Origin of the sequence: Periweissella beninensis (assembly GCF_016908275.1) — a bacterium.
In the GTDB taxonomy this organism is placed as follows: Bacteria; Bacillota; Bacilli; order Lactobacillales; family Lactobacillaceae; genus Periweissella; species Periweissella beninensis.
The window spans coordinates 38,863-53,735 of sequence record NZ_JAFBDN010000010.1; the positions used below are offsets into that span (position 1 = coordinate 38,863).

Annotated in this window: 11 protein-coding genes; 9 read left to right on the forward strand and 2 right to left on the reverse strand. The window is 35.3% G+C overall.

Annotation, left to right across the window (positions count from 1 at the left end; all coding sequences use genetic code 11):
* The first annotated feature begins 45 nt into the window (after positions 1–45).
* The 3 genes from JOC59_RS05395 (at position 46) to JOC59_RS05405 (ending at position 5,164) form a co-directional block, all read left to right on the forward strand.
* Positions 46–1,398 (forward strand): glycoside hydrolase family 32 protein, encoded by a 1,353-nt coding sequence (locus tag JOC59_RS05395; RefSeq protein WP_205143777.1) that lies wholly within the window; start codon positions 46–48, stop codon positions 1,396–1,398.
* A 47-nt stretch (positions 1,399–1,445) separates the two neighbouring features.
* On the forward strand, positions 1,446–3,389 hold the full coding sequence (locus JOC59_RS05400) for a sucrose-specific PTS transporter subunit IIBC (RefSeq protein ID WP_205143778.1): 1,944 nt from the start codon (positions 1,446–1,448) through the stop codon (positions 3,387–3,389).
* Between the two features lie 317 nt (positions 3,390–3,706).
* Complete coding sequence (locus tag JOC59_RS05405) at positions 3,707–5,164, forward strand: amino acid permease (RefSeq protein WP_205143779.1); 1,458 nt, start codon at positions 3,707–3,709, stop codon at positions 5,162–5,164.
* 109 nt (positions 5,165–5,273) lie between these two features.
* Here the strand turns inward: JOC59_RS05405 and JOC59_RS05410 are convergent, their stop codons facing one another.
* Positions 5,274–6,221: an NAD(P)-dependent oxidoreductase gene (locus JOC59_RS05410; RefSeq protein WP_205143780.1), complete on the reverse strand. Its 948-nt coding sequence runs from the start codon at positions 6,219–6,221 to the stop codon at positions 5,274–5,276.
* A gap of 116 nt (positions 6,222–6,337) precedes the next feature.
* Here JOC59_RS05410 and JOC59_RS05415 point away from each other — a divergent pair, with 116 nt between their 5' ends.
* A complete protein-coding gene (locus JOC59_RS05415; protein ID WP_205143781.1) occupies positions 6,338–6,949 on the forward strand; it encodes an ECF transporter S component in 612 nt (203 codons plus the stop codon).
* 86 nt (positions 6,950–7,035) lie between these two features.
* On the opposite strand, the gene JOC59_RS05420 is transcribed toward JOC59_RS05415, so the two are convergent.
* Positions 7,036–7,773: a YoaK family protein gene (locus tag JOC59_RS05420; RefSeq protein ID WP_205143782.1), complete on the reverse strand. Its 738-nt coding sequence runs from the start codon at positions 7,771–7,773 to the stop codon at positions 7,036–7,038.
* A gap of 169 nt (positions 7,774–7,942) precedes the next feature.
* On the opposite strand from JOC59_RS05420, the gene JOC59_RS05425 reads away from it, so the two are divergent.
* The 5 genes from JOC59_RS05425 (at position 7,943) to JOC59_RS05445 (ending at position 14,724) form a co-directional block, all read left to right on the forward strand.
* Positions 7,943–9,412 carry a nicotinate phosphoribosyltransferase gene (locus JOC59_RS05425; protein WP_205143783.1) on the forward strand — a complete coding sequence of 490 codons (1,470 nt, stop codon included), beginning with the start codon at positions 7,943–7,945 and terminating at the stop codon, positions 9,410–9,412.
* Positions 9,413–9,431: 19 nt separating this feature from the next.
* Entirely contained in the window at positions 9,432–10,265 is an 834-nt protein-coding gene (gene nadE, locus JOC59_RS05430; RefSeq protein ID WP_205143784.1) for an ammonia-dependent NAD(+) synthetase, read from the forward strand.
* 312 nt (positions 10,266–10,577) lie between these two features.
* Positions 10,578–13,235 (forward strand): cation-translocating P-type ATPase, encoded by a 2,658-nt coding sequence (locus tag JOC59_RS05435; RefSeq protein WP_205143785.1) that lies wholly within the window; start codon positions 10,578–10,580, stop codon positions 13,233–13,235.
* 63 nt (positions 13,236–13,298) lie between these two features.
* Positions 13,299–13,739 (forward strand): hypothetical protein, encoded by a 441-nt coding sequence (locus JOC59_RS05440; RefSeq protein WP_205143786.1) that lies wholly within the window; start codon positions 13,299–13,301, stop codon positions 13,737–13,739.
* Between the two features lie 244 nt (positions 13,740–13,983).
* A complete protein-coding gene (locus JOC59_RS05445; protein ID WP_205143787.1) occupies positions 13,984–14,724 on the forward strand; it encodes a C40 family peptidase in 741 nt (246 codons plus the stop codon).
* The last annotated feature ends 149 nt before the right edge of the window (positions 14,725–14,873 follow it).

The following is a 14,873-nucleotide window of genomic DNA, read 5'->3' on the forward strand; positions in this document are numbered from 1 at the left end:
GTGAAACCGGTTCCAAAAAAACTTTTCGACATAGGGGAGAAACTAATGAGTACACAGAGATTAGATTTTAAAATCGATAATGAAAAGCTTTTTGAAGCTTTTCATTTAGCACCACAATTTGGTTTGTTAAACGATCCAAATGGGTTAATTTATTTTAAAGGCTACTATCACGTTTTTTATCAGTGGAATCCCAAAGCATTAGATCATAAATATAAAGTGTGGGGACACTTCATAAGTAAAGATTTAAAAAATTGGCATCGCGAACCAATTGCTTTGAGCCCATCAGCAGAATATGATAGTGCTGGAATTTATTCTGGAACAGCTTTTATCCATGATGAGTATCTCTATGTTGTCTATACTGGTAATATTCGAGATAGTAATGGCGAAAGTTGTGCCAGTCACCAAAATATTGCGCGTTCAGCAGATGGTCTTAAGTTTGAAAAATTAGGCGAAATGTTTCCACACCCTAAAGGATACACGCGGCATGTTCGTGATCCTAAGGTTTGGCGCGCCGCTAATGGACAATGGCAGTTAATCCTAGGAGCTCAAAAGGCCGATACGCTAACTGGGGACATTATTTTATATCAGTCAAATGATTTAAAAAATTGGCAGTTTAGAGGATCGATTCTAGGATCACAATTACCTAACTATCGAGGGTATATGCTTGAATGTCCAGACTTAATTGATTTTGGCAAACAACAAGTATTAATGTTTTCGTTACAAGGACATGCGGCCGAAGGAGAGCGTTTCAAAAATATTCATAACACTGGGTATGTTGTTGGTAATTTTGATCACCAAAATGGTGTGTTTAACGTTAATACTAATTATCAAGAATTTGACTATGGTTTTGAATATTATGCACCGCAAACAATGAATTTAGCTAACAATAAACATTTAATATGGGGTTGGATGGGAATTATGCCGGCAGCGGTTGAAGAAAGTTTGCCAACTAAAAAAGACAATTGGATGCATATATTATCACAACCACGTGAATTAGTTTTAGAACAAAATCATTTATACCAATTACCAATTATTGAAACTAAGGAATTATTTAAGCAAAAACAAAGTGACCAAGTTATGACTTGGGAGGCAAAATTAGTACCACAATATGTAAAGCTAACTAATGTAGTTGATTTTGAATTAAAAATTACTGAAAATTTAGTACTTGAATTAAGCAATAATAAATTAACGCTATTAAGAATTAGTTGGCACAATGGAATGAAAGAAGTACGAACAGTAGAAGCAGTAATTAATACATTAGAAATTTTTATTGATAATAGTACCGTCGAAATATTTGTTAATAACGGGCAGTATGCTTTCTCCGCTAGATTCTTTGGCGATGTTAAAATAATTAATTTAAAAGCACGCCAGCCAATTACAATTGAACAAAATTTTTAGTAATGAATGATTTATCAAAAAAGAACCTTTATTAAGGAGATAATATTATGGACTATAAAGCTGTTGCGGGTCGTGTTAATGCGGCCTTAGGAAAAGACAATGTTGCTACAGCAGCACACTGTGCAACTAGACTAAGACTTATTATTAAGGATAAAGATAAAATTGACATGGCAGCGCTAGATAATGATCCTGATTTAAAAGGGACATTTGAATCAGCCGGTCAATTTCAAATTATTGTAGGTCCTGGTGATGTGAATGGTGTTTATGATGAATATGTAAAAATAGCCAATGTATCAACTGCAACACCAGATGAGTTAAAGAAACTAGCAGCCGAAGCGGGAACTAAAAATAATCCAGTGATGGCCGTAGTTAAAGTATTATCAGATATTTTCGTACCATTAATTCCAGCTTTGACAGCTGGTGGTTTATTGATGGCTTTGAATAATATTTTAACTGGGGCTGGTTTATTTGGAAAAGAATCGTTAGTACAAATGTATCCCCGGATTACCGGTATTTCAGAAATGGTTAACTTAATGGCAAGTGCTCCCTTTGCTTTCTTACCAATTTTGATTGGGTTTACGGCGACTAAGCGGTTCGGTGGTAATGAAATTTTAGGAGCAGCTGCCGGAATGATGCTAGTTATGCCTGCACTTATTAATGGTTACAGCGTTGCTGAAGCAGTAGCAAGTGGTAAAATGCCACAATGGGATATTTTTGGTTTGCACATTGCGCAAGCGGGCTATCAAGGTCAAGTATTACCTGTAATTGGTGTAGCACTTATTTTAGCAACTTTGGAAAAATTCTTCCATAAGCACTTAAAAGGCGCAGTTGACTTTACCTTTACACCAATGTTTGCATTAATTATCACTGGTTTTTTAACATTTGCAGTTGTTGGACCAGTTTTAAGAACCGTTTCAAATGGGTTAACTGATGGATTAGTATGGTTATATACAAGCCTTGGGGCTGCTGGGATGGGAATCTTTGGTTTATTCTATTCAGCAATTGTTGTAACTGGTTTACACCAAAGTTTCCCAGCTATTGAAACCCAATTGTTAGCTGATATTAAGCGAACTGGTGGTGATTTCATTTTCCCAATTGCGACTTCTGCCAACGTGGCACAAGGAGCGGCTACGTTTGCAATTTACTTCCTGTCGAAGGGCAATGAAAAGATGCGGGCCTTATCTTCATCAGCTGGAGCTTCAGCAATGTTAGGAATTACTGAGCCAGCAATGTTTGGGGTTAACTTAAAATACAAATTCCCATTCTTTATTGCTTTAGGTGCTGCTGGGGTTTCATCAGCAATCATGGGATTATTCCATGTCTTATCTTCTTCACTTGGACCAGCAGGATTAATTGGATTTATTGCAATTCCAGCGCATTCATGGATTGGTTTTTTCATCGCAGTAATTGTCAGTTTTGTAATTTCCTTTAGTGCGACTTATGTATATGGGAAACGGGTATTTGCTAAAGAAACTACAAGCACAGCAAATAGTGCAACAAAAACGAATCAGGTGGCTTATGAATTAACAGCTAATGATCAAGTTGTGGCAGCCCCGGTGACTGGAACCATTGTTGAGCTTAGCAAGGTTCCTGATCCTGTATTTGCAAGTGGAGCCATGGGCACGGGCGTAGCAATCGAACCAAATAAGGAAACAATTATTTCACCAGTATCAGGGACTATCTCAGTTGCGTACCCAACTCATCATGCCTATGGTTTAACTACTGATGAAGGGATTGAAGTGTTGATTCATATTGGAATTGATACTGTCAACTTAGAAGGTAAAGGATTTACTTCAAATGTTAAACAAGGTGATCGTGTTAATATCGGTGATCAATTAGGAACAGTGGACATTGCTAGTGTGAAGGCTGCTGGCTTGCAAGCAACTACTATGATTATTGTTACTGGTAAACCAGAAGGTACGGAAGTTAAAAATGTGTTAACACCTAACTCATATATTGAACAAGGTGATGATTTATTGGCTATTCATTAACATAAGCAAAGCTTTATTTACTAGAAGGTATGTGCTACTAAAAGATCGATATTAGTATATACAAAAGAAGGGTTGGATTTGTAAAAATGCAACCCTTCTTTTGTATATTATTAAGTCACTAACCATCTTTGAAATATATTTTTAAGGTATAAATACGTGTAAATATTTGTTGATAATTAATTAGAATAAATTCTTTGTATATTCATTTAAAAAAACTACTAATTTAATTTAGATAAATTTAATAATAACTCTTTTAATTATAAGTAAATATCGGTAAAATTAAACATTGTATTTTATGAAAGAGAGTTAAAGTTATCATGAAAAATAAAACTAGGCAATCTCGTTTTTTGTTAAAAAAAGACGTATCTGCTGATTTAGCCCAAAAGCCAGTTTTACCTAGAACCCTTTCAGCATTTGGGTTAAGTTCAATGGGTGTTGGAGCGATTGTAGGAGCAGGAATATTTATTACACCTGGCATAATTGCTGGAAAATATGCCGGACCTGCAGTCGTTTTATCATTTTTATTAGCCGCAATTGTATGCTCATTGGCAGCGCTGTGTTATGCTGAATTTGCTTCGACAATCCCTTTAGCTGGGAGTGCATATACATATGCTTATGCGGTTTTTGGTGAATTAATAGCCTGGGTACTAGGTTGGTCGTTAGTTTCAGAATATTTATTTGCGGTTGCATCAGTTGCGAGTTCTTGGTCAGCGTATTTTCAAAATCTATTAGCTGGTATGGGAATTAAATTACCATTGTTTTTACAACACGCTAATAGTAAAGGAATTGATCTGATTGCAATATTAGTAATTTTAGCTATTTCGGCACTATTGTTAGTAGGTGTAAGTGAATCAACTAGGATTAACGCGGGAATGGTTATTATAAAAATTACAGTTATCTTATTATTTATTGGAGTTGGCTTATTTTTTATTAAAACTAATCACTATTTACCGTTTATTCCTGAAGCATTTACGGATAGTGCGGGCGTGCAACATTATGGGGTAGGTGGCGTAATTGCTGGTGCAGCCACAGCTTTTTATGCTTATATTGGATTTGATGCCGTTTCAACTGCTTCAGAAGAGGTTAAAAATCCAAAACGTGATATGCCAATTGGGATTATTGCATCATTGGGGATAGCATCAATACTATATATGGCCTTATCAGCTGTTTTAGTGGGAATTGTTAATTACCAAGACTTAGCGAAGCCTGAACATCAAGGTGATCCAGTCGCTTTTGCGTTAACTGTAATTAATCAAAATTGGGTTGCAGCAATTGTGTCTTTAGGTGCGGTAATTGGGATGACAACGGTGTTATTAGTAATGTCTTTTGGTGGTAATCGTTTATTATTTGCCATTTCACGAGATGGGCTATTACCAACTAGTTTTCAAAAGATATCTGTAAAAAAACAAGTCCCTGTAAGGAGTACCCTAATTTTTGGGAGCAGTGCAGCGCTGATTGCTGGGGTAGTCCCATTACAAACCATTGCTGAATTGGTCAATATTGGGACTTTATTTGCCTTTGCTGTGGTTTCATTAGGGATACTATTTTTACGTAATAATGAAGAGTTTACACAGTTAAGTCGTCAAGGGTTCAAGGTACCAGGATATCCATTCGTTCCAATTTTATCATTTATCTTATGTGGTATTTTGATGCTCCAACTTGAGAAAGTTACTTGGTTTGTTTTTATAATTTGGCAAGTACTTGGTTTAGGGCTTTATATAGGCTATGGCTATCATCACTCAATTGTTCGGAAAAAACAGCGGGTTTTGGATTAAATAAAGGTAAACTAAGCTTAGCACATTAATTATGATGTAAATAAAAATTCCGGGTGGAAGATTAACCACCTGGAATTTTTACGCTTAAACCTAAATAAACTTGTAGATATTAATATCCTTTTTTCAAATCAACAACATTACGGACAAACGTTTTGTCCGTAAAATAGCTTGTCAGATTACTTAAAATTATTTTACTAAGTCGTTGATCATAGTCATAAGATAGCCCAGTACTGTGACTAGTAATTAGTATTTCCGGAATTTGCCAGAGTTTATCATCAATTGGAAGTGGTTCAAGTTCAGTCACATCCAAGGCAACATATTTGATTTTATGTTGTGCAATTGCTTTAAGGAGAGCGTCACTGTCCACTGAAGCACCGCGACCAACGTTGATAAATAAGAAAAGATCAGTTATTTTAGCAAAAAATTTTGGGTCATAAAAATGATGTGTTTCTGTGGTGCCAGGTAAGATATTAATAATAATGTTAGCCTTTTTAAGGGCTTGAGGATAATTTTCAAGAGAAAAAACTTCGTTAAAGCCCTTTATGGGGTTACCATGGTGATTAACACCTAAGGTTTTAACCCCGAATACTTGTAGATTTTGGGCTAGTTCTTGACCGATACGGCCGGTACCAAAAATAAGTATGGTAAAGTCACTAAGGACAAAGTGATTACCATTCGCTTGCCACTCGTGGTTGTTTGTGTTTTTGACATGTTGATTAAGCCCTCTTGTAAAGTAAAGTAGGTCAGCCATTACTGATTGTGCAATTGGTTGAGCATGGACACCACTAGCATTGGTAACGGTGATATTACGTTTATTTAAGGTACTAATTGGTAAATAGTCAACTCCTGCTGAGCGCGTTTGAATCCATTTTAATTGGCTATTGGGGGCATTCAAAATTTTCTCACTCAAGTGCTTGTCCCAACCTAACATGATAGTAACAGTCGCATAATTGAGTGGTGATAAATCTTTTGCCAATGTTAGCTTAAGATTATGGGAGTTAATAAAATTTATAACTGGTTTATCAAGTTCAACAAAAGAAACAATATGTTCGTTCATAAGATATCCCTCACATTAGTATATAAGTTATAATAGGTACTAATTAATTATAGCTATTTTTTGAATAATAACAGTTAATAATGCTTTTTGATAATAAATCTTAAGGGAGTCAACAGATGACAAGTAAAAATACAAAAATACAAAAATTAGTAATAGCAGCAGTATTTATGGCAATTATATTAATTCAAGTGATATTTAATTTAGGGTATATTCCACTAGGGGCTTTTTTTGTGGGAGCAGCGGTCACAATCATCCAGTTTACTGTGGCAATTGGCACCATCCTGTTGGGGGTGCGGTTTGGCATAGTTTTAGGAGCATTTTGGGGTGTTTTACGATTATGGCAAGCTTGGACGACCCCTGGATCACTAGGCTCATTAATGTTTATGAATCCAATTACTTCAGTGGGAGCTAGTGTGTTGATTGCTATAAGCGTGGGTTTATTTATTAAAGTAGTCAAGTTTGATATTAATCAACCTCAATCGTGGGTCTTAGCTATTGCAGGGATAATAGCCGCAATAACTAATACGGCGGTTGTAACATTATCAACCTGGATTGGTTTCAGTATAATGCATTTAAATTGGCAAAAAATTGTTAATCTAGGGCATAATCAAGATTTCTTACCATGGTTTTTAACAACAATCGTTGGTTTTAATGGTATTTTTGAAGTGATTGCCGGTTTTATTTTAGTGCCATTAGTTACCATACCACTTTTAAAAATTAGACATTAAATAATTAGTATGTAAGGTTGTTATTAAAAAAACTGGAATAAACCGATTTCAAAATGGTTTTATCCCAGTTTTTTTAATGAAAATTATCAATTTAAGTTAATAATGTTTTGCGACGAAATGGTTTTGATATGAGGCTGTTGCTCACGATTTTTATTAGCATCAAGATCAAAATGTAATAAGATACAGGTTATTAGTAATAATAAACAAGTACCATATAGTGCTTTTAACTGCAAGATGTTACCTAAAAAATGTGCAACATATGCTCCAATAAAGAAAGCAAATAAAATAAAAAAGAAACGCAAAGTAACAACTAATTTATCATGATTGCGAGTAACAAGATACTGAATTAAATTTGAACCAAACGTTTTAACATTTCCAGTGCTCATCAATGTAGCATATGGTGTCCCATGTACAACTGTAAACGAATCGGCTTGAAGGGCAGAGAAAAATGCTAGACCGCCAATGACCAGTAAAGTAGGTAAATACGGAGCAAAAATAGCAATAATTAACATTCCGATTAATTCGAATAGAACACTCCATTCTTGCCAAATTATCGGTGTATTATGTGCTAATTTTTGGCGCACAAAAAAATTACTACCCGCACCTAAAGCAAAAGCCCCCAAGGGTACTAAGTAACTGAGTCCATGGCGATAATTGCCATTACTGAGATTAATACCTAACATAATTAAATTACCAGACTGTAAACTAGCAAAATGACCGCCAAGTAAAGAATAGCAAAGTGAATCAATGTAACCGCCAATCATTGATAAAATAATGGCAACACGCAATGTATCGTGAATATGAATACCTTTAGTTTTGGGCATAATAATAATCCTTCCTACGCAATAAAGTAATAATTTTACGCTAATTTTTTAAACTTGAAAAGAGTAACAACCATAAAAAAATATTTTATGTTTAAAGAAAGCTTAGTTATAGTACTCTGAGTGATATAATAGAAGGGAATTTATTTTATAAAATAAAGAGGAAAATGATATGGGATTTCAGCACCCGGATGATAGTTTAATGTTACATACCGATGCTTACCAAATTAATATGGTGCAAACCTATTGGCAAGAAGGTATTCAAAACCGTAAAGCGATCTTTGAAGTTTTTTTTCGCAAGAATCCATTTGAGAATGGCTATGCGATTTTTGCCGGCTTAGAGCGAATGATCAACTATTTAAAAAATTTACATTTTAGTGATTCAGATATTGCTTACTTGCGTGAAACAAAGGCGTATAGTGAAGGTTTTTTGGCTTATTTAAAAAATTGGCATTTTGCTGCTACTGTTCGGTCAGCGCGTGAGGGTGAAGTGATATTTGCCAATGAACCTATCGTACAAATTGAGGGCTCACTGGCTGATGCCCAATTAGTTGAAACGGCGTTATTGAATATTATTAATTACCAAACATTGATTGCAACCAAAGCAGCCCGCATACGTTCAGTTGTGGGTGATGATGGCTTACTAGAATTTGGGACACGACGGGCCCAAGAACTTGATGCGGCTTTATGGGGCACTCGAGCTGCCTACTTGGGTGGCTTTGATGCGACTAGTAATGTACGCGCAGGTAAACTATTTGATATTCCAATCTCTGGGACGCATGCCCATTCACTAGTCCAAACATATCGTAATGATTATGATGCATTTATGGCATATGCTAAAACGCATAAAGATGTCGTTTTTTTAGTTGATACGTATGATACTTTAAAATCGGGAGTCCCAAATGCAATTAAAGTCGCAAAAGAATTAGGCGACAAAATTAATTTTATTGGTGTGCGTATTGATTCAGGTGATATGGCGTATATTTCGAAAAAAGTCCGGGCCCAATTAGATGCAGCTGGTTTTGTTAAGGCAAAGATTTATGCTTCGAATGATTTAGACGAAAAAACTATTATGAATCTTAAAATGCAGCATGCGAAAATTGATATGTGGGGCATTGGGACGAAGTTAATAACTGCCTATGACCAACCCGCATTGGGAGCTGTGTATAAATTAGTATCAATTGAAGATGAAAATGGACAAATGCTTGATACCATCAAACTTTCTAACAATGCGGAAAAGGTTTCCACTCCTGGGAAAAAGCAAGTATGGCGAATTACTAGAAATAGTGATGGCAAATCACAAGGTGACTATGTGGCATTATGGGATGAGCAACCACAAAAAGCAAAAAGTCTGCATATGTTTCATCCCAATTATACGTATATTTCAAAGGATGTAACGGATTTCACCGCTAAGCCATTATTAATTGATATTTTTAAAGATGGGCACCTAATCTATAAGCAACCAAGTTTAAGGACTATTAAAGAATATTCAGCAGTAAGCTTAGAAAGTCTTTGGGAAGAGTATCGTCGTGATTTAAATCCACAGGATTATCCAGTTGACTTATCACAAAAAGCATACGACAATAAAATGAATTTAATTCATAAAGTCAGAGAAAATGTTGCAAAACTAACAAAAGATTAAGACGGCGGGAGAAGATAAGATGACTACTTTACAAAAAGAAATAATTAAAACATTAAGAGTAGAACCAATAATTGAACCACAGGTTGAAATTAAGAGGAGTATTAATTTTTTAAAAGATTATCTAAAGGCTAATCCATTTCTTAGAACATTAGTTTTAGGAATAAGTGGGGGACAAGATTCAACGTTAGCCGGTAAGTTAGCGCAAATGGCTATTAGTGAATTACGTGACGAAACGGGTGATAAATCATATCAGTTTATCGCTGTTCGATTACCATATGGTGAACAAGATGATGAGAGTGATGCAATGGATGCCATTGCTTATCAACAAGCTGATCAAATGATTCGGGTAAATATTAAGCCAGCAACAGATGCAATGGTTGCTGCTTTAGAAGCAAATGATGGGTTAAAAATTTCTGATTACAATAAAGGTAATATTAAGGCGCGCCAACGGATGCTTGCTCAATATGCCATTGCGGGTGCGCATAAAGGTGCGGTAATCGGAACGGATCATGCTGCTGAAGCAGTTACGGGTTTTTATACAAAATTTGGCGATGGTGCAGCTGATATTACACCCTTATACCGCTTGAATAAACGGCAAGGTCGTCAGATGTTAGAACTACTTGATGCCCCCAAACATTTATACACAAAAACACCTACCGCTGATCTAGAAGAAGATCGTCCCGCTTTACCTGACGAAGTGGCACTGGGGGTCACATACGATGATATTGATGACTATTTAGAAGGTAAAATTGTTAGTGATCAAGCAGCGCAAACAATTGAAACTTGGTATTTAAAAACTGAACATAAACGTGAATTACCAGTGACTATTTTTGATAAGTGGTATCAAAAATAATTGGTTAATTTAATATTTAATAATTTTAGAGATATTAAATATTATTAATTGTAGTAGTCCTAACTTATCTGTTACAATAAAACATAGGTTATATATATGGGGGAGTAACTTGCACTCGTTGCGAGTTTGTCGTCAACAAGAAGAAATTCCGGCAAAACTCTTAAAAAGTGAGACTCATGTATGTTAGCATTATTTGCGCATACTGAGATTTTATGTAAAAAAACTATTAAATTAGTACGCGCAAACTATCGTTACTACACTAGCGATAGTAGCGCGTTTTTTGTTACTATCACGAAATTTAAGGGAGAAATTATGGAAAAGAAAGCATATCAAAAAACTTCGGAAGAAGTTATTCAAGAATTAGCTTCGAATGCCCAGCAAGGCCTAAGCAATGCTGAAGTACAAGCACGTTTGACTAAATATGGGGCTAACGTTATTGAAGAAGCTAAGCAAACCACACTGCTACAAAAATTCATTAATCAATTTAAAGATTTAATGATTGGAGTATTATTAGTTGCCGCGGTGATTGCAGCAGCAACTGGTGAAATTGTTGATGCGATTATTATATTAATGGTGGTCGTTTTAAACGCTATTTTTGGAGTGTTTCAAGAGGCTAAAGCAGAAGAAGCGATTAATGCCCTAAAAGAGATGGCAGCACCTAATGCCAATGTTATTCGAGAAGGTAACATTAAAAGTGTTAAAGCGGATGAATTAGTTCCTGGTGATGTAATTTTAATGGAAGCTGGTGATATTGTACCAGCTGATTTAAGATTAATTGAAACTGCATCATTAAAAATTGAAGAAGCTGCTTTAACCGGGGAATCTGTACCGGTTGATAAAATAGCTGAAAATTTAACTGATGAGAACTTACCACTTGGTGATCGCAAAAATTTAGGTTATATGAATAGTAACGTAACTTATGGTCGTGGTCGAGGAATTGTCATTGGTACAGGAATGCAAACTGAAGTTGGCCGGATTGCTAACATGCTAGAAAATGCTGAAAAAAGTGAAACACCGTTGCAAACTAATTTACGTCAATTAGGTAAAGCTCTTACGATTTTAATCTTAATTATTGCTGTCGTAGTATTTGCAATTGGAATGTTAGGGCGTGATGAATCATGGGTCGATATGTTATTAACCGCAATTTCATTAGCTGTTGCAGCTATTCCGGAAGGCTTACCTGCAATTGTGACAATAACATTGGCTTTGGGAACAACACGCATGGCTAAAAAGCATGCTTTAATGCGAAAATTACCAGCAGTAGAAACATTAGGCTCAACAGAAATAATCGGATCTGATAAAACAGGTACATTGACACAAAATAAAATGACCGTTGAAAAGTTTTATGTTGATCAAAAATTATATAATTCAAGTGACGATTTAAATCAAAGTGGCCAATTATTAGCTGATATTTTAGCATTAAATAATGATACTAAGGAAATTGATAATGAATTAGTTGGTGATCCAACTGAAACGGCATTAATACAATTTAACCGGGATAAAGGCCGTAATCTAGTACAGTTATTTAGCGCTAAACCTAGAATTGATGAAATTCCGTTTGACTCTGAACGAAAATTAATGACAACTGTGCATCAAGTCGAACATGAAGATAATTTGATTACTGTTAAAGGTGCACCTGATCAATTATTAGAACGTGTAGCTAAAGTTTTAATTGATGGTGAGGAAGTTGTATTAACATCAGCGATTAAAGAACAAATTTTAGCAACAAACCATGATATGGCAACGCAAGCACTCCGAGTGTTGGCGTTTGCTTATCGTAAAATGGCTCAAATGCCTGCTAGCTTAACTAGTGAAGATGTTGAAAATGATTTAGTTTTTGTTGGATTGATTGGAATGATTGATCCAGAGCGGCCAGAAGTGGCTGGGGCAATTGCTGAAGCTAAGACAGCTGGTATTAAAACGTTAATGATAACTGGTGATCATCGAGATACAGCATCAGCAATTGCTAAGCGTTTAGGCATTTTAGATGATAATCAAAAAGATGCAGTGATTACAGGTGCACAGCTAGATGAACTTAGTGATGAAGTCTTTAATCAAAAAGTTGATCAATATTCCGTATATGCGCGGGTAGCACCAGAACATAAGGTTAGAATTGTTAAAGCTTGGCAGTCACGTGGTAAGGTAGTAGCGATGACGGGGGATGGCGTCAATGATGCACCAGCACTAAAAACGGCTGATATCGGGGTTGCCATGGGTATTACTGGAACTGAAGTTTCAAAAGGCGCCTCAGATATGGTTTTGGCTGATGATAATTTTGCAACAATTGTTGATGCAGTGCATGAAGGGCGGAAAGTCTTTACGAATATTCAAAAAGCTATTCAATATTTATTATCTGCTAATTTAGGTGAAGTTTTAACTTTATTTATAATGACCCTTATGGGTTGGAGTATTTTGGCCCCAGTCCATATTTTATGGATTAACTTGATTACAGATACTTTTCCAGCAATTGCATTAGGGGTAGAACCTGGTGAACCGGGCATTATGAATCGTAAACCACGTGGTCGTAAATCAACCTTCCTTTCACATGGTGTTAAATCAGCAATTATCTACCAAGGTATTTTAGAAGGGGTGCTAACTTTAGGTGTGTACTGGATTGGTATTAATTATCCCGTCCACGCAAATGATGCGGCTTTAGCTCATGCAGATGCATTGACGATGGCCTTTGTTACTTTAGGGTTAATTCAGCTTTTCCATGCTTTTTCTACTAAATCAGTTTATCAATCAATCTTTACGGTTGGTGCATTTAAGAATAAGGCATTCAACTGGGCGATCTTACTTGCTGCTGTATTACTAGGAATTACTATTTTTGTACCGGGTTTAAACGGTCTCTTCCACGTAACCCCACTTGATTGGCATCAATGGTTAACGGTTCTAGGTGCGGGTGTATTGATGGTCACAATTGTAGAAATTGTAAAATTAGTTCAACGGAGAATGTTTAACAAGATTTAAGCTTAATAGGATTAAATGATATAATAAGGCTAATTAGCTGATTAAATAAAAAGGAGAAATTAAATGGTACGCAAAACGATGGTTGGTATGCAAAAGTTTGCCTCAAATTTACAAGATGTAATTCAGTCAACGGAGGATACAGGGAACCATGTTGCAGATTTTTATGAAAAATTAGAAGAGGCATTAGCTGATGATCAATTAGCCATGATGCCGAAAACTGAATTTCAAGAAATTATTGCTGAATTTAATGATGCTACCGAGGTGTATGAAGCGAATACTGTTAAATTGCAGGAAGTTAATGCGCCAGTCAAATTAATGGGTCTATATGCTAATTTTAAAAAACATTATGCAGAATATGCAGTTGCATGTCGGGCAATGGTTAATGCAATAGACGTTGAGAAACAATTTGTTGACCAACAAAAATTTAATGCAGCTGGTGATGAGCAAGAAAATCAAATGGATAAAATTTCGGTTACAATGCAAAAAATGATGGCTAAACTCTAAAATTAATACTAATTAAACTAAAAGGATACTAACAAAGGTAAAAATGTTAGTATCCTTTTTCTGTAAAGATAAAAATAAATTTGCATTAAATGATTATATATTGGTAAAAATTTAAAGTTTTTATTTATACATCAAGTACAAACATGTAATAAAAATGTAAAGATAGATCAAATAGGTTGCAATGAAATGATGTTATGATGTCCGTATTATTAATTTATGAATCTAATTGGAGAATAAAAAACAGATGAAAAAAATTATCCAAATAGTATTAGCAGTAAGTATAATTATGGTAACTTTGATAACTTTTAATGATGTCCAAGCCGACAGCGGAAATGATCATTTGATCTCATCAAGTAAGTCAGTAAAAAAATATGCTTATGTCAAACATAGTGGCAACATTTATGATGTAGACAATGAAGATGTTTTAACAAAATCTGGTATTAAGACTAAAAGTTATGGATCAGTCAGGTTAAAGGTTACGAAAAAAGCAACGGCCATCATTAGTGGCCATACGAGAAAAGTTTATTATGTAAGTAATGGTAGCATTGCAGGTTGGGTAAGAAAAACTAATTTGACTTTTGTAAAAAAAGGCGACGTTAATGGTGCTCAAATTATTGCGTATGCGAAAAAATTTAAGGGTACACCTTATGTTTGGGGCGGAACAACACCGAATGGCTTTGATTGTTCTGGTTTTACTCAATATGTTTACCGAAAGGTTACTGGTAAAAACATAGGGCGTACCGCAGCCAACCAAGCCCTATCACGTGGTGCCAAACAAATTGCTGTAGCAAAAGCTAAACCTGGTGATTTACTAATTTGGGGTAATGGATCAAGTGCCTATCATGTAGGAATTTCAACTGGTTATCATAAATGGATTAATGCTTTTAAGCCGGGCCGTCGTTTGGGGAATGCTTCATATGCAACGTTTAGTAATCATCCGAGTTATGCAGTTCATATTAATTTAGACAAACTTACTAACTATTAAAATATTTCATCTGGGTTAAAGCGGCTCTTTGTCAAATGGTACTGATAGACTAAATAATTAAATTAATTTATTAAGCAACTAATTCGTAATTTGAATTAGTTGTTTTTTTGTAATTTATCGCAAAATATGAATTTTTAAAGCTAATTAAA

What these genes read in the sequence shown, in the direction of transcription:
- JOC59_RS05395 (WP_205143777.1), top strand. Translation starts at nt 46, where the DNA reads ATGAGTACACAGAGATTAGATTTTAAAATCGATAATGAAAAGCTTTTT.
- JOC59_RS05445 (WP_205143787.1), top strand. Translation starts at nt 13,984, where the DNA reads ATGAAAAAAATTATCCAAATAGTATTAGCAGTAAGTATAATTATGGTA.
- JOC59_RS05425 (WP_205143783.1), top strand. Translation starts at nt 7,943, where the DNA reads ATGGGATTTCAGCACCCGGATGATAGTTTAATGTTACATACCGATGCT.
- nadE (WP_205143784.1), top strand. Translation starts at nt 9,432, where the DNA reads ATGACTACTTTACAAAAAGAAATAATTAAAACATTAAGAGTAGAACCA.
- JOC59_RS05410 (WP_205143780.1), bottom strand. Translation starts at nt 6,221, where the DNA reads ATGAACGAACATATTGTTTCTTTTGTTGAACTTGATAAACCAGTTATA.
- JOC59_RS05435 (WP_205143785.1), top strand. Translation starts at nt 10,578, where the DNA reads ATGGAAAAGAAAGCATATCAAAAAACTTCGGAAGAAGTTATTCAAGAA.
- JOC59_RS05400 (WP_205143778.1), top strand. Translation starts at nt 1,446, where the DNA reads ATGGACTATAAAGCTGTTGCGGGTCGTGTTAATGCGGCCTTAGGAAAA.
- JOC59_RS05420 (WP_205143782.1), bottom strand. Translation starts at nt 7,773, where the DNA reads ATGCCCAAAACTAAAGGTATTCATATTCACGATACATTGCGTGTTGCC.
- JOC59_RS05415 (WP_205143781.1), top strand. Translation starts at nt 6,338, where the DNA reads ATGACAAGTAAAAATACAAAAATACAAAAATTAGTAATAGCAGCAGTA.
- JOC59_RS05440 (WP_205143786.1), top strand. Translation starts at nt 13,299, where the DNA reads ATGGTACGCAAAACGATGGTTGGTATGCAAAAGTTTGCCTCAAATTTA.
- JOC59_RS05405 (WP_205143779.1), top strand. Translation starts at nt 3,707, where the DNA reads ATGAAAAATAAAACTAGGCAATCTCGTTTTTTGTTAAAAAAAGACGTA.